Source organism: Gammaproteobacteria bacterium (assembly GCA_036381015.1).
Classification (GTDB): Bacteria; Pseudomonadota; Gammaproteobacteria; order Steroidobacterales; family Rariloculaceae; genus ZC4RG20.
On sequence record DASVDR010000021.1, the window covers coordinates 62,475 to 83,691 of the forward strand.

Genomic DNA, 21,217 nt, shown 5'->3' on the forward strand with positions numbered 1-21,217 from the left:
CACCTTAGCATATCGAGAGCAAAATCTGGAATGGCCCCGTGCGGAGCTCGCGAGGGCCGCGCGGGCCGGCCGGGAGCCGCGCCCCTCCAGTCAGTCCGCGATCCATGCGTGCGGATCCACGGGCTCGCCGGCGTGACGGATCTCGAAGTAGAGCGACGGCTCCGCGCGCCCCCCGGTGTCGCCGACCTCGGCGATCGGCTCGCCCGGCCGAACGACGTCGCCCGGCTCCTTCAGGAGGGCGTCGTTGTGAGCGTACAAGCTCATGTACCCGTCGCCGTGGTCGACGATCATCAACAGGCCGAGGCCGGGCAACCAGTCGGCGAACGCGACGCGGCCGTGGTAGACCGCGCGGACCGGCGCGCCGCGCGGCGCCGCGAACAGCACGCCGTTCCAGCGCAACCCGCCGCCGCGCGGCGTATCGAAGTCCGCCACGATCTTGCCGACCACGGGCCACGCGAGGCGTCCCCGGAGCTCGGGGAACGGCGCCTCGGATTCGGCCGGGTAGGCGGCAAGCAGCTCGCCGAGCTCGGTCACGAGCTTCACGAGCCGCTGCTCCTCGGCGCGGAGCCGCTCGAGCTCGCCGCCCCCGGCCTCGATCGTCTCATCGAGCTCGGCGAGCACCGCCTCCCGCTCGCGCCGCGCCCGCTCGAGCGTCTCGAGCTCCGCGGCCCGCTCGCGGGCGGTCGCTTCGAGGTCCGCTTGCACGGCGGCGGCCTCGTCCTCGAGCCGCGCGAGGGTCTCGAGCTCGTCGAGCACCGCGCGAATGCGGCGGCTCCGCGCGCGATTGAAGTAGTCGTAATAGACGAGCATCCGCCCGAAGGCCGCCGGCGACTCCTGGCTCAGGAGCAGCTTCAGCGCCTCCTCGCGGCCGTTCACGTACGCGAGCCGAAGCTGATCGGCCAGGGCCGCGCGCTCGGCCGCAAGACGCGACCGGGCCGTGCGGCTCGACTCGTCGAGCGTCGCCGCCCGCGCCTTCTGGTCGCTCAGTCGAGCGTCCAGGCGTGCGAGCTCCGCGCGCGCGGCCGCCGCCTCCCGCTCGACGCTCTCGAGCGCGGCGCTCGCGTCGTCGCGCAGCCGGCTCTCGCGCGCGAGACGGCGCTCGAGCTCGGCGATCTGCTCGCGTACCGCGCGAAGCGAGCTCTCGGCGTCTTCCTGCGCCGCGACACCCCCGGGCGCGAGCGCGATCAGCGCGGCCGCGAGCGCGGCGGCAATGCGTCCGGAACCCCCCATCGTCCCCATCGGGGTCGCAAGTCTAGTAGCGCGATACCCGAAATACCTATACAGGCCGCTCGGCCGCGGACGACCGGGGTTTTCCGCGTGCTCCTTCCGGCCGCGCCGGAAGCGCGGACGCGACAAGCTATACTTCCCCCTTTTTCGACGGTGGAGCGCTTCATGGGCCAGCTGGCCGAGCATGTGCTGAACCATCCTTTTCTCGTCGGGGGCTTGCTCGTGATGTTCGCGGCCGTCGTGTTCGTCGAGACGCGCATCCGCTCCCAGGCACGGTTCCACGTCTCGGCGGCGGACGCGGTCAGGTTGATGAACGGCGGAGCGATCGTCATCGACGTCCGCTCGCCGGAGGAATTTCAGCAAGGCCACATCGTCAATGCGCGCAACGTCGAGCTCGCCCGGTTGACGTCCGATCCCGGCTCGCTGAAGAAGCAGAAGAACAAGGTCTTGATCACGGTGTGCGATAACGGGATAAACTCCAACCGGGCCGCGGGCGTGCTGCGCAAGGCCGGCTTCGAGAAGGTCTTCAGCTTGAAAGGCGGCCTGAACGGCTGGCGCGCCGAGAATCTGCCCCTCGTCAAATGACGCCGCGAAAAGAGCGTATCGTCGTCTACTCGTCGCCGTTCTGCGGCTATTGCGCGGCGGCGAAACGGCTTCTCCGCGGCAAGGGGGTCGAGTTCACCGAGATCGACGTGCTGGCCGAGCCCGGGCGGCGCACCGAGATGATCGAGCGGAGCGGCCGGCGCACCGTCCCGCAGATTTTCATAGGCGCCACTCACGTCGGCGGTTTCGACGACCTGCGCAAGCTCGACTCCCGCGGCGAGCTCGACACCCTCTTGAAAAGCGCGGCCGAGACCCCGGACGAACCTTCCCATCACCCATAACGAAACGACGAACCATGGCAGAACAACCGGCTCAAAGCACCGCTCCCAAGCAGCTCCTTCTGCAGAAGATCTACGTGAAGGATCTGTCCTTCGAATCGCCGAAGGCTCCCGGCGTCTTCAACACCACGGTCACCCCGCAGACGCAGCTGAACATGCGCTCGAGCGCGCGCGAGGTCGCGCCCAACACGCAGGAAGTCACGCTGACGCTGACGGTCGAAGCGAAGGACCGGGATGCGACGCTCTTCCTCGTGGAGGTCGCGCAGGCAGGCATCTTCACGATCCAGGGCTACAACGATCAGGAGCGCGCGATGATCGTGGGCAGCTACTGCCCGAGCACGCTGTACCCGTACGCGCGCGAGGCGATCTCCGACGTCGTCGTCAAGGGCGGCTTCCCGCAGCTGCTGCTCCAACCGATCAATTTCGACGCGCTGTACGCGCAAGCCCTGCAGCAGCGCGCGCAGCAGCAGGGCGTGCAGCCGCCGACGATGCAGCAGGCGACGATCGAGACGCAAACGCCGCCGAGCGGGCAACAGGACTCGAAGGCCGCCGACGGGGAATCGCCGGCGGAACCGAAAGCGGGCGAGACACATTAGCGACGTTCGACCGATCGCCGTGCTCGGCGCCGGGTCGTGGGGCACGGCGCTCGCGATTCAGCTCGCCCGGGCCGGCCGCCCGACGGTCCTGTGGGCGCGCGACGCCGAGCAGGTCCGCACGATGCGCGCCGAGCGCCGCAACCCGCGCTATCTGCCCGACGCGCCGTTCCCGGAAGCCCTCGAGGTCACGGCGGACTTCGCGGCCGCCGTCGGCGCGGCCGACGACGTGCTGATCGTCGTGCCGAGCCATGCGTTTCGGGCCACGCTCGAGGCGTTGCGTGCGCTCGCCCGCCCGCCGCGGCGGCTCGCCTGGGCCACGAAAGGCTTCGAGCTCGAGACGGGGCTGCTGCCGCATCGGATCGCGGCGGAGCTCCTGCCGCCCGAGATCCCGACGGCCGTGCTCTCCGGCCCCACTTTCGCCCGCGAGGTCGCCGCCGGGCTGCCGAGCGCGATGACGATCGCGTCCGAGCGCGAGGAGTACGCGGCGGACCTCGCGCGTTCCATCTCGACCGACAGCTTCCGGGCCTACACCTCGACCGACATCGTCGGCGTCGAGGTCGGCGCGGCGACGAAGAACGTGTACGCGATCGGAGCGGGCATCTCCGACGGCCTGGGATTCGGTGCGAACACGCGGATCGCGCTCGTCACCCGCGGGCTCGCGGAGATGACCCGGCTGGGGCTCGCCCTCGGCGCCCGGATGGACACCTTCATGGGGCTCGCCGGAATCGGCGACCTCGTGCTGACGTGCACGGACGATCAGTCGCGCAACCGCCGCTTCGGCCTCGCCCTCGCGCGCGGCGTCGCGGTGCAGGACGCGCTGCGCGAGATCGGTCAGGTCGTCGAAGGCTACTACGGCGCGCGCTCGACTCGCCTCGTCGCCGCGCGCCTCGGCGTGGACATGCCGATCGTCGAGCAGATCCACGGCGTCCTGTACCGCGGGATCGGCCCGCGCGCGGCCGTTGCCGCGCTGATGCGCCGCCCTCTCGCCCCCGAGCAACGGGACCCGGCGTGAGCGTCCGGCACGTTGCGCGTGGCCTGAAGCCGGCCTGACAGTCAGGCGTTCCGCGAGCGCGGCGCCGTTCCTCGTTCCCGCGATGATGCCCGGCCGTGCGGCTACGGCGCCGCGCCGTTGAACCCGAGCTGCCGCCAGGCCTCGTAAAGCGCGACGGCCGCGGCGTTCGACAGGTTGAGGCTGCGGTTACCGGGCCTGAGCGGAATCCGGAGCCGCCGAGACTCGGGCAGCCGCTCGAGAACGTCGGGCGGCAAGCCCCGGGTCTCCGGGCCGAGCAGGAACGCGTCGCCGTCCGCAAAGCGCGCGTCGGAGAGCGCGCGCGACGCGCGGGTCGTCAATGCGAAGACGCGCTCGGCGTTCACGCTGGCAAGGCAGGCGTCGAGAGTCGGATGCTCCGCGACCGATGCGAGCTCCCGGTAGTCGAGCCCGGCGCGCCGAAGGCGCCGCTCCTCGAGCGTGAAGCCGAGCGGATGCACGAGGTGCAGCATCGCGCCGACGTTCGCGCAGAGCCGGATCACGTTGCCGGTATTCGGCGGGATTTCGGGCTGGTACAGAATCAGATGCAGCACGCGGCCTCCATGGGCCTGCGGCCGATGGGCCGCGCGTCATAGTGTGCCGCGCGTTGTGGCATCATGCCCGCGCAGGGCTTGCGGGAAAACTGAAGAGATCATGGACCGGCTCGCGATCGATTTTTGCGGATTGAAGCTCGCGTCTCCGGTCGTGCTGCTCTCCGGCTGCGTCGGCTTCGGCGAGGAGTACACGCGCGTCGAAGGCTTCTCGAACCGCGACGTCGGCGCGATCGTGCTGAAGGGCACGACGCTCGCGCCCCGGCTCGGGAACCCGCCGCACCGGATCTGGGAGACGCCCGCGGGCATGCTGAACGCGATCGGCTTGCAGAACCCGGGCGTCGATCACGTGGTCCGGAAAATCTTGCCGCGCCTCGACTTCGGTGAGACGCGCTTCATCGCGAACGTTTGCGGGTCGACGATCGAGGAGTACGCGGAGGTCACGCGCCGCTTCGACGATTCGCCGATCGACGCGATGGAGATCAACATCTCGTGCCCGAACGTCAAGGAAGGCGGCGTCGCGTTCGGGAACTATCCCGACACGTCCGCGCGCGTTGTCGCCGCGTGCCGCAAGGCGACCGCGAAGCCGCTGATCACGAAGCTCTCCCCGAACCAGACGGACATCGCCGAGAACGCGAGAGCCTGCATCGACGCGGGCACCGACGCGTTCGCGGTCATCAACACGGTGATGGGCATGGCCGTGGACGTCGAGCGCCGCAGGCCGATCATCGGCAACGTGCAGGGCGGGCTCTCGGGCCCCGCGATCCGTCCGATCGCGCTGCTGAACGTCCATCGCGTCTACCAGGAGGCGCGCCGGCACGGCGTGCCGATCATCGGCCAAGGCGGCATCGAGACTGCCCGCGACGCGCTCGAGTTCCTCGTGACCGGCGCCGCGGCGGTCGGCGTCGGCACCGCGCTCTTCTACGACCCGATGGCCCCGAAGAAGATCAACGCCGGGATCGCCGAGTATCTGGACGCGCACGGCTTCACGTCGGTCGCGGAGCTGACCGGAACGCTCGATCTCGGCCACACGCTCGACATGCAAGCGAGCGGTTGACGCCGCCGCCGTCAATGCATGTGCAGCTCGACGACGTCGCGGTCGTGGAGCTCGTGCTCGGGGCCGACCTGCTGACCGTCGAACACTCCGGTGCCCCACACGCGCGCGTATTTCAGCGAGCTCGCGATGTCCTTGTGCACGAGCCGCGCGACGTCGAGGACCGTCTCGCCGCGGCGGATCGTGAACGGCCGGTCCATTTCCGGCGGCTTGCCGGGCGCCTTGGTATAGACCCGCACGATGCCGAGCTCGCGGAACAGGAACGGCCCGATCGCGTCGAGGCCCGCGCCCGTCTCGGCCGAGACGGCGATCGACGGAAACGCGATGCCGATGAGCTCCTCGAGCGCTTCGAGATCGGCGGGATCGAGCTCGCGGTCGCTCTTGTTCGCGACCAGCAGCGTCGGCAGACGGATGCGGAACGGATCGGGCATCTCGTCATCGTCGTCTTCATCGTCCTCGGCGCCGTGCGCGGGGCGCGCAACGCTCGCCGGCCATTCGGCGATCAGGCTGACGCGGCGCTCCTCGAGCTGCCTGACGATCGCCTCGACCTGCTCGGCGCAGGCCGGGTCCGACATATCGACGACGAGCAGCGCGGCGTCCGCGCGTTGCAGCGCATTCACGAGCCAGCTGTCGACATAGTCCGCCGAGATCGGCGGAAGGTCGACGAGCTGAAAGTGGATGTCCTCGAACGGCAGCATGCCGGGCAGCGGCTCGCGCGTCGTGTGCGGATACGGGCCGATCGCCGCGCGCGAGCCGGTGAGCCGCGCGTGCAGGCTCGACTTGCCGGAGCTCGGCGGCCCGAGCAGCGCGATCTGCGCCGCTCCTTCGCGCCGCACCGTGTGCACGGGCCCGGTGCGCGCCGCGCCTTTTCTCGGCCCGGCGAGCTCGTCCGTCAGCTGCTTGATGCGGCTCTTCAGATCCGCCTGAAGGTGCTCGGTGCCCTTGTGCTTCGGAATCGTCCGGAGCATCTCCTTCAGCAGCGCGAGCCGCTCGCGCTCGTCCTGAGCCGCGCGATATGCCTGCTCGGCGCGCTTGTACTCGGGCGTCAAGTTGGCCGGCATCGATCGAGCTCCGAGCCGAGAGCATCGATTATAGTGGCGGCTGCCTTGTGGAGGTCCGCCGAGTGAGCATTCATCCCACCGCCTGCGTCGACCCGGGCGCCGAGATCGCGCCCGATGCGGAGATCGGCGCGTTCACGGTGATCGCGGATCGCGTGCGGATCGGGTCCGGCACGGTCGTCGAGTCGCACGTGCGGATCGGCAGCCGCTTCGGGCGCGTCGCGATCGGCGAGCGCAACCTGATCCAGAGCGGCTCGGTGCTCGGCGGCCCGCCGCAGGATCTCGGCTACGCGAGCGGCTTCGACGACGCTCTGCTCGAGATCGGCGACGGCAACCGGATCGGCGAATACGTCACGATCAGCCTCGGCACCGAGAAGGGCGGCGGCACGACGCGTGTCGGCAACGACAATTTCCTGATGGCGTACACGCACGTCGGGCACGACTGCCGGCTCGGGAACGGCGTCGTGTTGACGAACCTCGCGCAGATCGCGGGACACGTCGAGATCGACGATCATGCGATCCTGAGCGGCCACAGCGGCGTCACGCAGTTCGTGCGCCTCGGAGCGTATTCCTTTCTCGCGGGCGGCTCGTATGCGAACAAGGACATCCCGCCGTTCACGATCGCCGAAGGCTACTGGGCGACCGTGCGCGCGACGAACAAGGTCGCGCTGAAGCGCGCCGGCTTCGACGCACAGGAGCGCCGTAACATCGACCGGGCGGTTCGGCTCGTGCTCGATTCGGCGCTCACGATCCCCGCCGTCGTCGAGCGGATTCGCGGCGAGTGCGCGCCGAGCCCGCAGATCGACCGCCTCGTCGCGTTCCTCGAGTCCTCCCGCCGCGGGATCGCACGATGAGCAGGCTGCGTGTCGCCGTCGTCGGCGCCGGATACCTCGGGCGCTTTCACGCGGAGAAATACCGCGCCGTGCCCGCGGCCGATCTGGTCGGCGTCTGCGACGTCGACGCGGCCGCCGGCCAGAGCGCGGCGGCCGCGCTCGGCACGCGCTTCTTCGCGGATCACCGCGAGCTCGCCGGGCTCGTCGACGCCGTGACGATCGCCGCGACGACGAGCGCGCACTTCGAGCTCGCGCGGTTCTTCCTCGAGCAGGGCGTGCACGTGCTCGTCGAGAAGCCGATGACGCGAACGGCGGAGGAGGCGAGGGTCTTGACGGAGCTCGCGGAGGCGCGGGGGCTCAAGCTCCAGGTCGGCCATGTGGAGCGGTTCAATCCGGCGCTACTGTCCGCGCGCGAAGGGCTGACGGCCATCGACTTCATCGAGTGTCACCGCCTCGCCCCGTTCAAGCGCCGCGGCGCCGACGTCAACGTCGTCCTCGATCTGATGATTCACGACCTCGACGTCACGTTGTCGCTGGTGGGATCGAAGCCGTGTGACGTGTCGGCCGTCGGCATCGGCGTGCTGACCGACACCGTGGACATCGCGAACGCGCGGATCGAGTTCGAAAGCGGCGCGATCGCGAACGTGACCGCGTCGCGCGTCTCCGCGAGCGCGCAGCGGCGCTTCCGCGTCTTTCAGCGCAACCAGTACGTCTCGATCGACTTCGGCGAAGGCGAGGTGCGCCGCGTGATCACGCACGCCGGCCGCGGCGACGAGGACCCGCTCAAGTTCGAGCGCTGGAGCCTCGACAAGGGCGATGCGCTGCTCGCCGAGACCGAGGCGTTCGTCGACGCCATCCTGAACGACAAGGCCTGCGTCGTCTCCGGCCGGGACGGCGTCGCGGCACTCGAGCTGGCCGAGGCGATCATCGAGGACATCGACCGTCGCGCAAAGCGCCGGACTCGAGACCGAGCTCCTTGATCTTGCGGGTCAGCGTGTTGCGCCCCCAGCCGAGGAGCTTCGCGGCTTCCAGGCGCTTGCCGCGGGCCGTGCGGAGCGCGGCGACGATCAGCGTGCGCTCGAAGGCCGGCAGCGCTTCCTCGAGCAGTGGTTGCGGCGCACCGGCCGCGAGCTGCCCCTCGGCCCACTGCGCGAGCTCCGCGGTCCAATCGGCCGACGTCTGGGTTTCGAGGCCGCCGAGCTCGCGCGGCAGATCGTGCACGACGATCTCGCGGCCCGCCGCCGTGACGGTCAGCCGGCGGCAGAGGTTCACGAGCTCCCGGACGTTCCCGGGCCAGTCGTAGCGCGTCAGCACCTCGACGACGGCCGGGCCGAGGGTCTTCGGCGCGACACCGAGCTCGCTCGCCGCGCGCTCGAGATAGAAGCGCGCGAGAACCGGGATGTCCTCGCGCCGGTGCCGAAGCGGCGGGACCTCGATCCGCATGACGTTCAGGCGGTGGTAAAGATCCTCGCGGAAGCGGCCCGCCGCGACGGCCTGCGCGAGGTCCTGATGCGTCGCCGCGATGACACGGACGTCCACGCGGATCGGCGTCTGCCCGCCGACACGGAAGAACTCGCTTTCGGCGAGCACGCGCAGCAGCCGCGTCTGAAGCGCCGGCGACATGTCGCCGATCTCATCGAGAAACAACGTGCCGCCGTTCGCCTGCTCGAAGCGGCCGATGCGCCGCTCCATCGCTCCGGTGAACGCGCCGCGCTCGTGGCCGAAGAGCTCCGACTCGAGAAGCTCCGCCGCGATCGCCGACGTGTTCAGCGCGACGAACGGTGCGCGCGCGCGCGGCGAGTTCTCGTGCAGCGCCCGCGCGACGAGCTCCTTGCCCGTGCCCGACTCGCCGGTGATCAGCACCGTCATGCTCGAGCGCGACAGCCGGCCGATCGCCTTGAAGACCTCCTGCATCGCCGGGGCCTGCCCGATGATCTTCGGCGTCGTCGGTGCACGGGTCTCGGTGCTCGGGCGGCGCCCGTTTTGACGCGCGGCGCGCGACACGAGCTCGATGGCCTCGTCGATGTCGAACGGCTTCGGCAGATACTCGAACGCGCCGCCCTGATAGGCGGAGACCGCGCTGTCGAGATCGGAGTGCGCCGTGATCACGATCACGGGCACGTCGGGCTCGGCCGCTGCGAGCCGCTCCATCAGCTCGAGGCCGCTCATGTCCGGCATCCGAATGTCGGTGACGAGCACGTCCGGCCGATCCCGCTCGAGCGCGTGCAGAAGCTCGCGGCCGGAGCCGAAGCTGCGCGGCAGCATCTGCGCCTGCTTCAGCGCCTGCTCGAGCACCCAGCGGACCGACTCGTCGTCGTCGACGACCCAGACGGAGAGACCGGGCGTCGTCATGCCGCGCTCCCTCCGGGCCCGGGCGCGTCGGTGCTCGGCACGAGCGGCAGCAGCAGCTGAAAGGCCGTCCGCCCCGGCCGGCTCGTGAACTCGATCAGCCCGCCGTTCCGGCTCACGAGATCCTGGGCGATCGTGAGGCCGAGGCCGGTGCCGGTGTCACGGCCGGTGACGAGGGGGTAGAAGATCGTCTCCTTCAGCTCTTCGGGAATGCCGGGCCCGTCGTCCTCGACCTCGAGGGACAGCACGAGCCGGTGATGCTCGCCGCCGATCGTGTAGTTCGACAACGCCCGCGTCCGGAACACGATGCGCCCTTCGCCGCCGACGGCCTGAAGCGCGTTTCGCGCGAGATTCAGGAAGGCTTGAATCATCTGGTCGCGATCGGTCGTCGCCGCCGGCAAGCTCGGGTCGTAATCGCGGACGAGCTGCACGCCGGACGGCTTCTCCGCGGCGATCAGGCTCGCGACGTGCTCGGTGATCTGATGAACGTTGATCGGCGACGGCCGCGGGCGGCCGCCGGCCTTGACGATGCCGTCGACGAGCGAAGCGAGCCGGTCGGCCTCGTCGATGATCACCTGCGTATACGCCTTGAGCTCCGGCGCGGGCAGCTGGCGCTCGAGCAGCTGCGCGGCGCCGCGCAGGCCGCCGAGCGGATTCTTCACCTCGTGCGCGAGCTGCCGGATGATGCGCCGCGAAAGCCGCTGCTGCGCGAGCAGCTCGTTCTCGCGCCGGATCTTGCGGTCGCGCTCCATGTCCACGAGCTCGAGCAGCAGGCCGCGGTCCGTGTCGAGTGGGCCCGCCCGGCAGTCGACGATGATCTCGCGCTCGCCGACCCGTGCCGCGAGCTCGCGCAAGCTGAAGGTGAGACCGCTGTCGAGCACGCGGCGGCAGAGCCGCTCGAGCTCGTCGGGCGGGCGGACCAGCTCGGAGAGCGCGCGCCCCGCAGCCTGGCGGGCGCTGATCCCGAGAAGGTTCTCGGCCGCAGGATTCAGGTACGTGATCGAGAGCCGCTCGTCGAGCGCGACGATCGCCGTCGTGAGGCTCTGCAGGATGTCGCCGGCATCGGGCGACGCGCCCGCGCCCGCCCGGCTTGCGCCGGCCCGCCTCGACGGCGGCGGCGGTGCCGGGGCGCTGGCCGAGCAGGTCAGTTCCCGCCCGCGCGGACGCCGTTCGGGTTGTTCGGGTTCAGGATGCTGGTCTGCTGGACCATGAACGTGACGGCCAGCGATCTGACGATCTCGTTGCCATTCTCGTCGAAGATCGCCGCCTGCAGAGTGTGGACGCCGCGGAACACTTCCGGCACAGAGAGCTGCGGCGACGTCGAGCTCAGATTGCGCCGCTGCCCGTCGAGGTAAACGTCGAGCGTGTGCCCGGCTTGCAGCGGCGGATCGAGGTCGAGCTGCACGTCGAGCGTCCCGCCGATGTTCCACAACGTTTGCTGCTGCGACGGCGTGATCACGTTGAAGCGGCGGTACGGCTGCGCCTGCGCGCGCGGCTGCTCCGCCGCGGGCGGCGCGACGCTCGGAGCGGCACGGGCCTGGCTCCGGATCGTCTGCGCGCTCGTGAGCTCGATGCGCTCCGCGCCCGGCACCGGAAGGTCCGAATAGTGGGTGACCCCGTTCTCGTCGACCCACCGCCAGACGGGCACCGCGCTCGCCGCGCCCGAAGCCAGGGCGATCAGGGATAGCCACCACTTCCGCATGCTCCAAAGCTTAACGTCGCCCGATCGGGCGAGCTACCGAGCGGGCGGAATTCTGAGAGTTCCGCCACATTTCGGCATTTAACAAAACGGGTCCGCCCCGCAATCACAGCGGCATTCGGTGCGGTGCTGCGACTACGGAACGGACCACCGAGCTCGCGACGCCGTCAGAGGCTGTAGTACATGTCGAATTCGACCGGATGCGTGGCCATCTGCACCCGCGTGATCTCCTCCTGCTTCAGCGCGATGTAGCCGTCGATCAGCTCGTCGCTGAACACGTCGCCCTTCTTCAGGAACGCGCGATCGCGGTCGAGGGCCTCGAGCGCCTGCTGCAGCGAGAAGCAGACGGTCGGAATCTCCTTCTCCTCCTCGGGCGGCAGGTCGTAGAGGTCCTTGTCCATCGGCTCGCCGGGATGGATCTTGTTCTGTATCCCGTCGAGCCCCGCCATCATCATCGCCGTGAACCCGAGATAGGGGTTCGTGGTGCTGTCCGGGAAGCGCACCTCGATGCGCCGGGCCTTCGGATTCGCGACGTACGGGATGCGGATGGAGGCCGAGCGGTTGCGCGCGGAGTACGCGATCAGCGTGGGCGCCTCGAAGTGCTTCACGAGCCGCTTGTAGCTGTTCGTGGACGCATTCGTGAACGCGTTGATCGCGTGCGCATGCTTCATGATGCCGCCGATGTAGTAGAGCGCGAGCTCCGACAGCCCGCCGTAGCCGTCGCCGGTGAACAGATTCTTGCCGTCCTTCGCGAGCGACTGGTGCACGTGCATGCCGTTGCCGTTGTCGCCGACGAGCGGCTTCGGCATGAACGTCGCCGTCTTGCCGTAGCTGTGCGCGACGTTCTGCACGACGTACTTCAGCACCTGGACCTGATCGGCCTTGCGGACCAGCGTGTCGAACTTGATGCCGATCTCGCCCTGGCCGGCGGTCGCGACCTCGTGGTGGTGGACTTCCACGACGAGGCCCATCTCCTCGAGCGCGAGGCAAATCGCGGAGCGGATGTCGTGCAGCGAGTCGACCGGCGGCACCGGGAAGTACCCGCCCTTGATGCCCGGGCGATGGCCGAGGTTGCCGTCCGGACGCGCCTTTCCGGACTGCCAGTGCCCCTCGACGGAATCGATCGCGTAGAAGACCTCCTGCATCGAGACCGACCAGCGCACGTCGTCGAAGATGAAGAACTCGTTCTCCGGCCCGAAGAACGCCGTGTCGGCGATGCCGGTCGACTTCAGGTAGGCCTCGGCCCGCTTCGCGGCCGAGCGCGGATCGCGCACGTAGCCCTGCATCGTCGCGGGCTCGATCACGTCGCAGCGGACGTTGAGCGTCGGCTCCTCGGTGAAGACATCGAGGACGGCCGTATCGCAGTCCGGCATCAGGATCATGTCCGACTCGTTGATGCCCTTCCAGCCGGCGATCGACGAGCCGTCGAACATCTTGCCGTCCTCGAAGAAGCTCTCGTCGACCGTCGCGGCCGGAACCGTTACGTGCTGCTCCTTGCCTCGCGTGTCCGTCAGCCGTAAGTCGACGAACTTGACGCCTTTTTCCTTGATCAACTGCAATACTTCGGCTGGGGACATGGTTTCCTCCGATTCCTGACTTGATCTCGTGTCGTTGTCGATCCGCCGCGGCGGAGCCCGCCGAGGGCGCGTGCTCCATCTTGGAGCCTGCCATTGTGCACTATTTGTGCCACCCAGCCGTTGCGCGCTAACGCGTTGATCAGACGAGGAATAGGTCGATTTGGCTGCTGCTCGTTGCACCAATGTGGTGCGGGACGCTAGGCATGATGCACCAAATGGGTGCGCTTTGCCAGCGGCGCGGCGCGGCCGGTGCGCCTGCCGGACGCTGCGGCGCTGGCTATACTTGCGCGCTTTCCCGGCCCGCCCCGGAGTTGCTGTGATGGTCTCGATGGAAAAGCTCGTCTCTCTTTGCAAGCGTCGCGGCTTCATCTTTCCGTCGAGCGAGATCTACGGCGGGTTGAACGGCGCGTGGGATTACGGGCCCCTCGGCGTCGAGCTGAAGCGCAACATCAAGGCCGCGTGGTGGGACGACATGATTGCGCACCATGACGAGACGTCCGTCCCGGAAGGCGCGCCGTCGGCGTTCTCGATGGTCGGCATCGACAGCGCGCTCCTGATGAATCCCCGGGTCTGGGAGGCGAGCGGGCACGTCGGCGGCTTCAACGATCCGATGGTCGACTGCCGGGAGACGAAGGCGCGGTACCGCGCGGATCAGCTCGTCGTCTTCGCCGTCGTGCTCGACGGCGAGCGGGTCGAGGACGTGCTGTTCGCGTCGCCGGGCGAATGGGGAAAGACCGGCGAGGAGGAGCTGATCGCGCCGCACGCGAAGCGCATCGCCGCGCTGCGGAAGGGCCGCGCCGGCAAGACGCTGCGGCTCGAGGCGGTCGAAGGCGCGCTCGCCGACGACGCGCAGCGGGCGAGGACGATCGCGCCGGGCGCGAGCGGCCCGGGCACGCTGACCGCGCCGCGCGCGTTCAACCTGATGTTCAAGACGCACGTCGGCGCGCTCGAGGACAACTCGAGCGTCACGTATCTTCGGCCGGAGACGGCGCAAGGCATCTTCGTGAACTTCCGCAACGTGCTCGATACCGCTCGCGTGCGCCTGCCTTTCGGGATCGGCCAGATCGGCAAGGCGTTCCGCAACGAGATCAATCCGCGCAACTTCACGTTCCGCAGCCGCGAGTTCGAGCAGATGGAGATCGAATTCTTCTGTCGGCCCGAGGAAGCTCCGGCCTGGTATCGCTACTGGCGCGACCGGCGCTACGCGTGGTATCGCTCGCTCGGGCTTCGTGCGGAGAACCTTGCGCTTCGCGAGCACGAGCCCGACGAGCTCGCGCATTACGCCGCGAGCTGCGCCGACGTCGAGTACCGCTTCCCGTTCGGGCAGAGCGAGCTCGAAGGCATCGCGAACCGCTCCGATTTCGATCTGCGCCGTCACATGGAGGTGAGCGGGAAGGACCTGCGCTACATCGACGATCTGGAGCCCGATCCGGAGAAGCGGCGTTTTCTCCCGTTCGTGATCGAGCCGTCGGCCGGGGCGGATCGCGCGGCGCTCGCGTTTCTCTGCGACGCGTACGCGGAAGACGAAGTCGGCGGCGAGCCGCGAACGGTGCTCCGGCTTTCGCCGCGGATCGCGCCGATCAAGGCCGCCGTGTTTCCGCTCGTTCGCAAGGAAGGGATGCCGGAGGCGGCGCTCGGCATCTACCGGCAGCTGAAGCGGCGCTTCAACGTCTTCTACGACGAGAAAGGGGCGATCGGCCGGCGGTATCGGCGGCAGGACGAAGCCGGGACGCCGTTCTGCATCACGGTGGACGGCGACACCCTCGCCGACGGCACGGTGACCGTTCGCGAGCGCGACAGCTGCGAGCAGACGCGAGTGCCTGCGGATCGAGTCGGCGATTACGTCGCCGAGCGGGTCGGAGGGGCCGTGTGAGCGACACGGGCCGCAAGCTGGTCGTTCTCGACCGCGACGGCGTGATCAACGAGGACTCGGACGACTACGTGAAATCGCCCGACGAGTGGCGCGCGCTGCCCGGCAGCCTCGACGCAATCGCGAGGCTTCATGCCGCCGGCTTCGACGTCGTCGTCGCGACGAACCAGTCCGGCGTCGGCCGCGGGCTCTACTCGATGGACACGGTCGATGCGATCCACGCGCGGCTGCGGGCTGAAGCGGGCGCCGCCGGCGGGGCGATCGCCGGCATCTACGTGTGCCCGCACCGTCCCGAGGACGGCTGCGATTGCCGCAAGCCGAGGCCGGGGCTGCTGCGGAAGATCGAGGAGGATTTCCGCTGCTCGCTTCGCGGCGTGCCGTTCGTCGGCGACAAGCTGACGGACGTCGAAGCCGCGCGGGCGGTCGGGGCGCGGCCGCTTTTCGTCGGCGGCCGATCGGAGGCGGACCGTCGAGCGGCCGAGGCGCTCGGCGTCCCGATCTACCCGGATCTCGCCGCCGCCGTCGATGCGCTGCTTGCCGAGTGACGCCGATGGCGCTTCGGCAGTGGATCGGCTCCGTGCTGTTCACGCTGTATCTCTTCGTCTCGATCCCCGTCTACGCGCCGATCGTGCTGTTGACGGCGCCGCTGCCGCGGCACGTGACGTATCGAGCCGCGCGCGGCTGGTGCCGCGCGATGCTCTGGATGCTCCGGCGGCTGTGCCGGCTCGACTTCGTCGTCGAGGGACGCGAGCACTTGCCGGAAGGCAGCGCCGTCGTGCTGATGAAGCACTCGTCGACGTGGGAGACGATTGCGCAGCTCGAGCTGTTTCCGCGCCAGACGTGGGTGTTGAAGCGCGAGCTGATGTGGGCGCCGTTCTTCGGCTGGGTCCTGCGGCTCCTGAAGCCGATCGCGATCGATCGCCGAGGCGGACGCGCCGCCGTCGAGCAGGTGATCGCGCAGGGCCGCGAGCGCCTCGCCGAAGGCCTCTGGGTCGTGATCTTCCCGGAGGGCACGCGCGTGCCCTTCGGACAAACGGGGCGCTTCGGTCTGAGCGGCGCGCTGCTCGCGCAGGCGGCCGGCAAGCCGATCGTGCCGGTCGCGCACGACGCGGGCCGCTATTGGCCGCGGCGGGGCTGGCTCAAGCGCGCCGGGACCGTGCGGGTGCGAATCGGCTCCCCGATCCCGACCGGGGGGCGGGACGCGCGCGACGTGACCGCCGAGGCCCGGGCCTGGATCGAAGCCGCGGTCGAGGACATCACGCGCGACGCGCCGTCCCCGGTCCCCGGCCCGCTGCCGGAGCGGCAGCCCCAGGCCTGAGGGCGAGCCGGTGAGCGGCGCCCGCGGGCCGGCCGAGCCCGCGATCAGACGTCGAGATTCGAGACCGCGAGCGCGTTGCGCTCGATGAAGTCGCGCCGCGGCTCCACCTGGTCGCCCATCAGCGTGCTGAAGATCTCGTCCGCAGCGACGGCGTCCTCGATCCGCACCTGCATCAGCCTGCGCGTGGCGGGGTTCACCGTCGTCTCCCAGAGCTGCTCGGGATTCATCTCGCCGAGACCCTTGTAGCGCTGGATCGACTGACCCTGCTTCGCCTGCGCCATCAGCCAATCGACCGCCTCGGGCAGCGTGACGACCTCCTTGCGCTCCTTGCCGCGCCGAACGTACGCGCCGGCCGACAGCAAATCCTTGAAGCCGGCGCCGATCGTCGCGATCCGTTGATATTCCGGCGAACGGAAAAATCCCGGCTGGAGGTTTTTCGTAGCGGTGACGCCGTGGAACTCGCGCGTAACGTAGAGCGCCGGGTCGACGCCGCTCTCCGCCGGCTGATAGTGAACGCGGTATCGCGGGCCGGTGCCGTTCAGCGCGCGCAGCCGCTCCTCGAGCCGCGCGCTCCAGCCCCGCATGTAGGCCGCATCCTCGAGCTGCGCGGACGTGATCGCGGGCAGCCACATCATCGCGCGCAGCACGTTCGCGTCGTACCGCTTGCCCCAGCGCTCGATGATCGCCTTGGCTTCCATGTACTGACGGGCAAGCTGCTCGAGCGTCTCGCCCTGGATCGGCGGCCCGTCCGCGCTCGGGTAAAGCTCCGCCTCCTCGACCGCGCTGCGCAGCAGCAGCGCATTCAGCTCGGCATCGTCCTTGACGTAGAACTCCTGCTTGCCGCGCTTGATCTTGTAGAGCGGCGGCTGCGCGATGTAGACGTGCCCGCGCTCGATCAGCTCCGGCATCTGCCGGTAGAAGAAGGTGAGCAGCAGCGTGCGGATGTGGGAGCCGTCGACGTCCGCGTCGGTCATGATGATGATCCGGTGGTACCGCAAATTGTCCGGATCGAACTCTTCGCGGCCCACGCCGCAGCCGAGGGCGGTGATCAGCGTGCCGACCTCGGGCGACTGTAACATCTTGTCGAATCTCGCTTTTTCGACGTTGAGGATTTTTCCCTTCAACGGCAGGACGGCCTGCGTGCGTCGGTCGCGCCCCTGCTTCGCCGAGCCGCCTGCCGAGTCGCCCTCGACGAGGAAAAGCTCGGACAAGGCCGGGTCCTTCTCCTGGCAATCGGCGAGCTTGCCGGGCAAGCCGGCGACGTCGAGCGCGCTCTTGCGACGCGTCATCTCGCGCGCTTTCCGGGCGGCCTCGCGGGCCCGCGCCGCCTCGATGACCTTGCCGACGATCACCTTGGCTTCGCTCGGGTGCTCGAGCAGGAAGGTCTCGATCTGCGACGAGACGATCGACTCGACGACCGCCTTGACCTCGGACGAGACGAGCTTGTCCTTGGTCTGCGACGAGAACTTCGGGTCGGGCAGCTTGACCGACAGCACGGCGGTCAGGCCTTCGCGCGCATCGTCGCCGGAAGGGCTGACCTTCTCGCGCTTGCCGATGCCTTCGTGCTCGATGTAGTGGTTCAGCGTTCGGGTCATCGCCGCGCGGAAGCCGGCGAGGTGCGTGCCGCCGTCCCGCTGCGGAATGTTGTTCGTGTAGCAGAACATCGACTCCTGATAGCCGTCGTTCCACTGCAGGGCGACCTCGACCTGAATCGAGCCGCGCTTGTCCTCGAAATGGATGACCGTCGGATGGATCGGGGTCTTGTTGCGGTTCAAGTGCGTGACGAAGGCCTTGATCCCGCCGGCGTACTCGAAGACGTCGCTGCGGTCGTCGCGCTCGTCCGTCAGCGTGATCCGGACGCCGGAATTCAGGAACGAAAGCTCGCGCAGACGCTTCGCGAGCGTGTCGTAATCGAACTCGAGGTTCGAAAACACCACCGGGCTCGGCTGAAAGCTGATCGTCGTGCCGGTCCGATCCGTGGTGCCGATCTCGGCCAGCGGCGCGAGCGGCTCGCCGTTCGCATACTTCTGCCGATAGACCTTGCCGCCGCGGTAGATCGTCAGAACGAGCGACTCGGACAGCGCGTTCACGACGGACACGCCGACGCCGTGCAGGCCGCCAGAGACCTTGTAGGAGTTGTCGTCGAACTTGCCGCCCGCGTGGAGGACCGTCATGATGACTTCGGCGGCGGAACGCCCTTCGTCCGGGTGGATGTCGACCGGGATCCCTCGTCCGTTATCCGTGACCGTGATCGACTCGTCCGGATGGATCGTCACGGCGATTTCGGTGCAGTAACCGGCCAGCGCCTCGTCGATGGAGTTGTCGACGACCTCGAAAACCATGTGGTGCAGGCCGGTGCCATCGTCGGTGTCGCCGATGTACATTCCCGGCCGCTTTCGGACCGCTTCGAGCCCCTTTAAGACCTTGATATTCTTGGACGTGTACTCGCTCTGACTCATCGGTTGCAGATCTTGAGCTAAATCGACTCATTATAGCATCGCTCGACCCTCCCCTGTTCCACGTGGAACACCGGGCACCCGGCCTCGACCGGCAGCCCCTCGGGTGACAGCCCCGTGATCACGAGCTGGCAGGGCAGCGCTTCGATCTCGGTGACCAGCCGGCCGAGCGCGTGACGATCGAGCTCCGCGGCGGGGTCGTCGACGAGCAGGACCACATCTGCCTTCGCCGCGCGGTGCGTCTCGCGAATCTGCGCCGCGATCAGCGCGGCTGCGACCAGCTTCTGCTGCCCGCGCGAGGCCTCGTCGGCGGCCGGGACGCCGTCGACCGAGACGACCAGGTCCGCGCGGTGCGGACCCACCTGCGTGTGGCCGAACGCCCGATCCCGCTCGCCCGCCTCCGCGAGCGCCTCGGCGAAGCCGAGGCCTAGGCGCCACCCGGGCCGATACGTGATCTCGAGCCTCGAGCCGAGCAGGCGGCCGCCGACCTCCGTCACGGCCCTCGCCAGCCTTTCGACGTATTCCTCCCGGGCGCGATGCACGACCTCGCCCGCGTCGATCAACGCTCGATTCCACGTCGCGAGCTGCTCGGTCCCGGCCTGCGCCTTCAGCGCTGCATTCCGCTGCCCCAAAACGCGTCGGTACCGCTTCCACGCGTCGAGGTAGGAAGGTTCCACGTGGAACACGCCCCAGTCGATGAAGCGGCGGCGCTCGCTGGGACCGCCTTCGACGAGCTTGTGCAGGCTCGGGTCGATCACGTCGACGCGCACCCGTCTGGCGACGTCAGTGACGCCGACGCCCGCCCGGCGGTCGATTCGATACTCGAGCCCGTCCGGTCCGACACCGACGCCGATCCGTTGCACGTCTCCCGCCGCGCCCCGGTGCTCGGCGTAAACCGACAGGCTCTCCCGTCCGTGCTGCACGAGCCGGCGGCTCTGCCGTGTACGGAACGACCGGCCGCGACCGAGCAAATAGATCGCCTCGAGGAGGCTTGTCTTGCCCGCGCCGTTCGGGCCAAAAAAGTAGTTCCGCTCCGGGTGCAGCCGGCAGTCCACATCCTTCAGGATGCGCAGCCCGTCGACCCGGATCCGTTCGAGCGGCACGACTGGAAGCCCGATCAGCCGGCCGCGCGGCGCGCTCGGGGCCGCTGCTCGGGGAGCAAAGCCGGAAGGAGTGTCGAGTCGGCCATTCGGAATTCCGGTCCGCGGCTCAGTGGCTTCCGTCCCTCCGCGCGCCGCGACCGCGGAGCCGCCGCGGGATTCCTCCAACGTCGTGGCACGCTGCCCGGGCGGAGCGCGGCAGCGGCCGCCTGGGCCACGCGCGTCGCCGGTGCACCGACGCTACTCGATGACGGCCGACTCCGTCAGGTTGCAAGGCGGGTCATTTCCTCGATCCAGGTTGCCTCGGCGGAGCGTCTCCCGCTACGGATGCCGTCGAAGCGCGGGCGCTGCCCCGCTGCCGGGCCGCCGGACCGGAGGAAGCGCGCCGCTTGGTCAAAGACGCATCGGCATCACGACGAACTTCGTCGTCTCGTCGTCGCCGGTGATCAGACAGCTCGAGTTCGCGTCCGTGACGCCGATGCGCACGCGCTCGCCGTCGACCGCTCCGAGGGCATCGAGCAGGTAGTTCACGTTGAAGCCGATCTCCATCGCCTTCCCGGCATACTCCACCTCGAGGCTCTCGACCGCCTCTTCCTGCTCCGGATTGTTCGCTTGCACGACGACGCTGTTCTCGTCGAGCTGAAGCCGCACGCCGCGGTACTTCTCGTTCGACAGAATCGCTGCGCGCTGGAGCGCCTGGCGGAGCAGCTGCCGGTCGGCCGTCATCACGTTCTCGGGGCTGCGCGGAATCACGCGGCTATAGTCGGGAAAGCGGCCGTCGATCAGCTTCGATGTGAGCCGCAGCCCGTCCACGACGACCCGCACGTGGTTTCGTCCCAGCGCGAGCCGGACCCGGCCTTCGTCCCCGAGAAGGCGATTGAGCTCGAGCACGCCCTTGCGCGGCACGATCTGTTGCTCGTTCTGCGCTGCCGGCTCCTCGAGCTCGATCTGGGCGAGCGCGAGCCGATGTCCGTCGGTGGCGACGCCGCGGAGGAAGCCGCCGTCGGTCTCGAGCAGCAGCCCGTTCAGGTAGTACCGCACGTCCTGCTGCGCCATCGAAAAGTGCGTCTTCTCGAGCAGCCGCTTCAAGTCCTTCGCGCCAACGTCGAGGCTCTGCTGCGCGGCGACGTCGTCGACCGTCGGAAAGTCGCCGGCCCGCAGCGTCGACAGCGTGAACCGGCTTCGCCCGGCCTTCACGGTGACCTTCTCGCCGCTCAGCGCGACCTCGGCCCGAACGCCGTCCGGCAGCGCCCGGACGATGTCGTGGAGCTTTCGCCCCGGCACGGTGATCTCCCCGGGCGACGCGTCGTCGACGCTCGCTTCGGCCACGAGCTCGACCTCGAGATCGGTAGCCGTGACGCTCAGCACGCCGTCTCGCACGACCAGCAGCACGTTGCTCAGGATCGGCATCGTTTGCCGTCGCTCGACGACCCCGATCACGGCTTGCAGGGGCCCGAGTAGCGTCTCTCGTGGTGCGCTGAACTTCATTTCTGATTTACCTGTTTATATTTCTTCGATGTCTACTAGAGCCCCGGCAAAATGCTGGAGAACTGTAAAAAGACCAATAAAAACAATCTATTGCGACAAGAGCACCCGTGTGCACAAGGATGCCCGCGCCTGT

General features: G+C 68.7%; 20 protein-coding genes. 10 read left to right on the forward strand and 10 right to left on the reverse strand.

Annotated features, from left to right (window positions below; genetic code table 11):
- Nucleotides 1-90: 90 nt before the first annotated feature.
- A complete protein-coding gene (locus VF329_08115; protein ID HEX7080962.1) occupies nt 91-1,230 on the reverse strand; it encodes a peptidoglycan DD-metalloendopeptidase family protein in 1,140 nt (379 codons plus the stop codon).
- A 162-nt stretch (nt 1,231-1,392) separates the two neighbouring features.
- Between VF329_08115 and VF329_08120 the strand changes: the two genes are divergently transcribed.
- From VF329_08120 to VF329_08135, 4 genes are read left to right on the forward strand one after another with little or no spacing between them, the layout of a single operon-like run.
- Nucleotides 1,393-1,812: a rhodanese-like domain-containing protein gene (locus VF329_08120; GenBank protein ID HEX7080963.1), complete on the forward strand. Its 420-nt coding sequence runs from the start codon at nt 1,393-1,395 to the stop codon at nt 1,810-1,812.
- On the forward strand, nt 1,809-2,111 hold the full coding sequence (grxC, locus tag VF329_08125; GenBank protein ID HEX7080964.1) for a glutaredoxin 3: 303 nt from the start codon (nt 1,809-1,811) through the stop codon (nt 2,109-2,111). The genes VF329_08120 and grxC overlap by 4 nt, the downstream gene beginning before the upstream one ends.
- A gap of 14 nt (nt 2,112-2,125) precedes the next feature.
- Nucleotides 2,126-2,704, forward strand: coding sequence for a protein-export chaperone SecB (gene secB, locus VF329_08130; protein HEX7080965.1), 579 nt, complete (start codon nt 2,126-2,128; stop codon nt 2,702-2,704).
- A complete protein-coding gene (locus VF329_08135; GenBank protein ID HEX7080966.1) occupies nt 2,700-3,716 on the forward strand; it encodes an NAD(P)H-dependent glycerol-3-phosphate dehydrogenase in 1,017 nt (338 codons plus the stop codon). The genes secB and VF329_08135 overlap by 5 nt, the downstream gene beginning before the upstream one ends.
- A 101-nt stretch (nt 3,717-3,817) precedes the next feature.
- Here the strand turns inward: VF329_08135 and VF329_08140 are convergent, their stop codons facing one another.
- Nucleotides 3,818-4,285, reverse strand: coding sequence for a tRNA (cytidine(34)-2'-O)-methyltransferase (locus VF329_08140; GenBank protein ID HEX7080967.1), 468 nt, complete (start codon nt 4,283-4,285; stop codon nt 3,818-3,820).
- A 100-nt stretch (nt 4,286-4,385) separates the two neighbouring features.
- Here VF329_08140 and VF329_08145 point away from each other — a divergent pair, with 100 nt between their 5' ends.
- Nucleotides 4,386-5,339, forward strand: a complete 954-nt coding sequence (locus VF329_08145; GenBank protein ID HEX7080968.1) for a dihydroorotate dehydrogenase — start codon at nt 4,386-4,388, stop codon at nt 5,337-5,339.
- A gap of 11 nt (nt 5,340-5,350) precedes the next feature.
- Here VF329_08145 and VF329_08150 read toward each other — a convergent pair whose 3' ends face one another.
- A complete protein-coding gene (locus VF329_08150) occupies nt 5,351-6,397 on the reverse strand; it encodes a GTPase (protein HEX7080969.1) in 1,047 nt (348 codons plus the stop codon).
- A 62-nt stretch (nt 6,398-6,459) separates the two neighbouring features.
- Between VF329_08150 and lpxA the strand changes: the two genes are divergently transcribed.
- Complete coding sequence (gene lpxA, locus VF329_08155) at nt 6,460-7,248, forward strand: acyl-ACP--UDP-N-acetylglucosamine O-acyltransferase (GenBank protein ID HEX7080970.1); 789 nt, start codon at nt 6,460-6,462, stop codon at nt 7,246-7,248.
- Nucleotides 7,245-8,207, forward strand: coding sequence for a Gfo/Idh/MocA family oxidoreductase (locus VF329_08160; GenBank protein HEX7080971.1), 963 nt, complete (start codon nt 7,245-7,247; stop codon nt 8,205-8,207). Before lpxA ends, VF329_08160 begins: the two co-directional genes overlap by 4 nt.
- On the opposite strand, the gene ntrC is transcribed toward VF329_08160, so the two are convergent.
- The 4 genes from ntrC to glnA form a co-directional block, all read right to left on the reverse strand.
- On the reverse strand, nt 8,152-9,579 hold the full coding sequence (gene ntrC, locus VF329_08165) for a nitrogen regulation protein NR(I) (GenBank protein ID HEX7080972.1): 1,428 nt from the start codon (nt 9,577-9,579) through the stop codon (nt 8,152-8,154). The two genes, VF329_08160 and ntrC, sit on opposite strands and share 56 nt — an antisense overlap.
- On the reverse strand, nt 9,576-10,805 hold the full coding sequence (gene glnL / locus VF329_08170; protein HEX7080973.1) for a nitrogen regulation protein NR(II): 1,230 nt from the start codon (nt 10,803-10,805) through the stop codon (nt 9,576-9,578). The genes ntrC and glnL overlap by 4 nt, the downstream gene beginning before the upstream one ends.
- Nucleotides 10,721-11,278 carry a DUF4124 domain-containing protein gene (locus VF329_08175; GenBank protein HEX7080974.1) on the reverse strand — a complete coding sequence of 186 codons (558 nt, stop codon included), beginning with the start codon at nt 11,276-11,278 and terminating at the stop codon, nt 10,721-10,723. Before VF329_08175 ends, glnL begins: the two co-directional genes overlap by 85 nt.
- 164 nt (nt 11,279-11,442) lie before the next feature.
- On the reverse strand, nt 11,443-12,852 hold the full coding sequence (gene glnA, locus VF329_08180) for a glutamate--ammonia ligase (protein HEX7080975.1): 1,410 nt from the start codon (nt 12,850-12,852) through the stop codon (nt 11,443-11,445).
- 328 nt (nt 12,853-13,180) lie between these two features.
- Here glnA and VF329_08185 point away from each other — a divergent pair, with 328 nt between their 5' ends.
- The 3 genes from VF329_08185 to VF329_08195 are packed head-to-tail and all read left to right on the forward strand — an operon-like array spanning nt 13,181 to nt 16,040.
- Nucleotides 13,181-14,725, forward strand: a complete 1,545-nt coding sequence (locus tag VF329_08185) for a glycine--tRNA ligase (GenBank protein ID HEX7080976.1) — start codon at nt 13,181-13,183, stop codon at nt 14,723-14,725.
- Nucleotides 14,722-15,267 (forward strand): D-glycero-beta-D-manno-heptose 1,7-bisphosphate 7-phosphatase, encoded by a 546-nt coding sequence (gmhB, locus tag VF329_08190; protein HEX7080977.1) that lies wholly within the window; start codon nt 14,722-14,724, stop codon nt 15,265-15,267. The genes VF329_08185 and gmhB overlap by 4 nt, the downstream gene beginning before the upstream one ends.
- A gap of 5 nt (nt 15,268-15,272) precedes the next feature.
- Nucleotides 15,273-16,040 carry a lysophospholipid acyltransferase family protein gene (locus tag VF329_08195; protein ID HEX7080978.1) on the forward strand — a complete coding sequence of 256 codons (768 nt, stop codon included), beginning with the start codon at nt 15,273-15,275 and terminating at the stop codon, nt 16,038-16,040.
- 44 nt (nt 16,041-16,084) lie between these two features.
- Here VF329_08195 and gyrB read toward each other — a convergent pair whose 3' ends face one another.
- The 3 genes from gyrB to dnaN all read right to left on the reverse strand — a co-directional run bounded on the left by gyrB (nt 16,085) and on the right by dnaN (nt 21,084).
- Nucleotides 16,085-18,499 carry a DNA topoisomerase (ATP-hydrolyzing) subunit B gene (gene gyrB / locus VF329_08200; protein ID HEX7080979.1) on the reverse strand — a complete coding sequence of 805 codons (2,415 nt, stop codon included), beginning with the start codon at nt 18,497-18,499 and terminating at the stop codon, nt 16,085-16,087.
- Nucleotides 18,500-18,516: 17 nt separating this feature from the next.
- A complete protein-coding gene (gene recF / locus VF329_08205; protein HEX7080980.1) occupies nt 18,517-19,599 on the reverse strand; it encodes a DNA replication/repair protein RecF in 1,083 nt (360 codons plus the stop codon).
- Nucleotides 19,600-19,989: 390 nt separating this feature from the next.
- Nucleotides 19,990-21,084, reverse strand: a complete 1,095-nt coding sequence (dnaN, locus tag VF329_08210; GenBank protein ID HEX7080981.1) for a DNA polymerase III subunit beta — start codon at nt 21,082-21,084, stop codon at nt 19,990-19,992.
- Between the last annotated feature and the right edge of the window lie 133 nt (nt 21,085-21,217).

What these genes read in the sequence shown, in the direction of transcription:
- VF329_08115 (HEX7080962.1), bottom strand. Translation starts at nt 1,230, where the DNA reads ATGGGGGGTTCCGGACGCATTGCCGCCGCGCTCGCGGCCGCGCTGATC.
- VF329_08120 (HEX7080963.1), top strand. Translation starts at nt 1,393, where the DNA reads ATGGGCCAGCTGGCCGAGCATGTGCTGAACCATCCTTTTCTCGTCGGG.
- grxC (HEX7080964.1), top strand. Translation starts at nt 1,809, where the DNA reads ATGACGCCGCGAAAAGAGCGTATCGTCGTCTACTCGTCGCCGTTCTGC.
- secB (HEX7080965.1), top strand. Translation starts at nt 2,126, where the DNA reads ATGGCAGAACAACCGGCTCAAAGCACCGCTCCCAAGCAGCTCCTTCTG.
- VF329_08145 (HEX7080968.1), top strand. Translation starts at nt 4,386, where the DNA reads ATGGACCGGCTCGCGATCGATTTTTGCGGATTGAAGCTCGCGTCTCCG.
- VF329_08150 (HEX7080969.1), bottom strand. Translation starts at nt 6,397, where the DNA reads ATGCCGGCCAACTTGACGCCCGAGTACAAGCGCGCCGAGCAGGCATAT.
- VF329_08160 (HEX7080971.1), top strand. Translation starts at nt 7,245, where the DNA reads ATGAGCAGGCTGCGTGTCGCCGTCGTCGGCGCCGGATACCTCGGGCGC.
- ntrC (HEX7080972.1), bottom strand. Translation starts at nt 9,579, where the DNA reads ATGACGACGCCCGGTCTCTCCGTCTGGGTCGTCGACGACGACGAGTCG.
- VF329_08175 (HEX7080974.1), bottom strand. Translation starts at nt 11,278, where the DNA reads ATGCGGAAGTGGTGGCTATCCCTGATCGCCCTGGCTTCGGGCGCGGCG.
- glnA (HEX7080975.1), bottom strand. Translation starts at nt 12,852, where the DNA reads ATGTCCCCAGCCGAAGTATTGCAGTTGATCAAGGAAAAAGGCGTCAAG.
- VF329_08185 (HEX7080976.1), top strand. Translation starts at nt 13,181, where the DNA reads ATGGAAAAGCTCGTCTCTCTTTGCAAGCGTCGCGGCTTCATCTTTCCG.
- VF329_08195 (HEX7080978.1), top strand. Translation starts at nt 15,273, where the DNA reads ATGGCGCTTCGGCAGTGGATCGGCTCCGTGCTGTTCACGCTGTATCTC.
- gyrB (HEX7080979.1), bottom strand. Translation starts at nt 18,499, where the DNA reads ATGAGTCAGAGCGAGTACACGTCCAAGAATATCAAGGTCTTAAAGGGG.
- dnaN (HEX7080981.1), bottom strand. Translation starts at nt 21,084, where the DNA reads ATGAAGTTCAGCGCACCACGAGAGACGCTACTCGGGCCCCTGCAAGCC.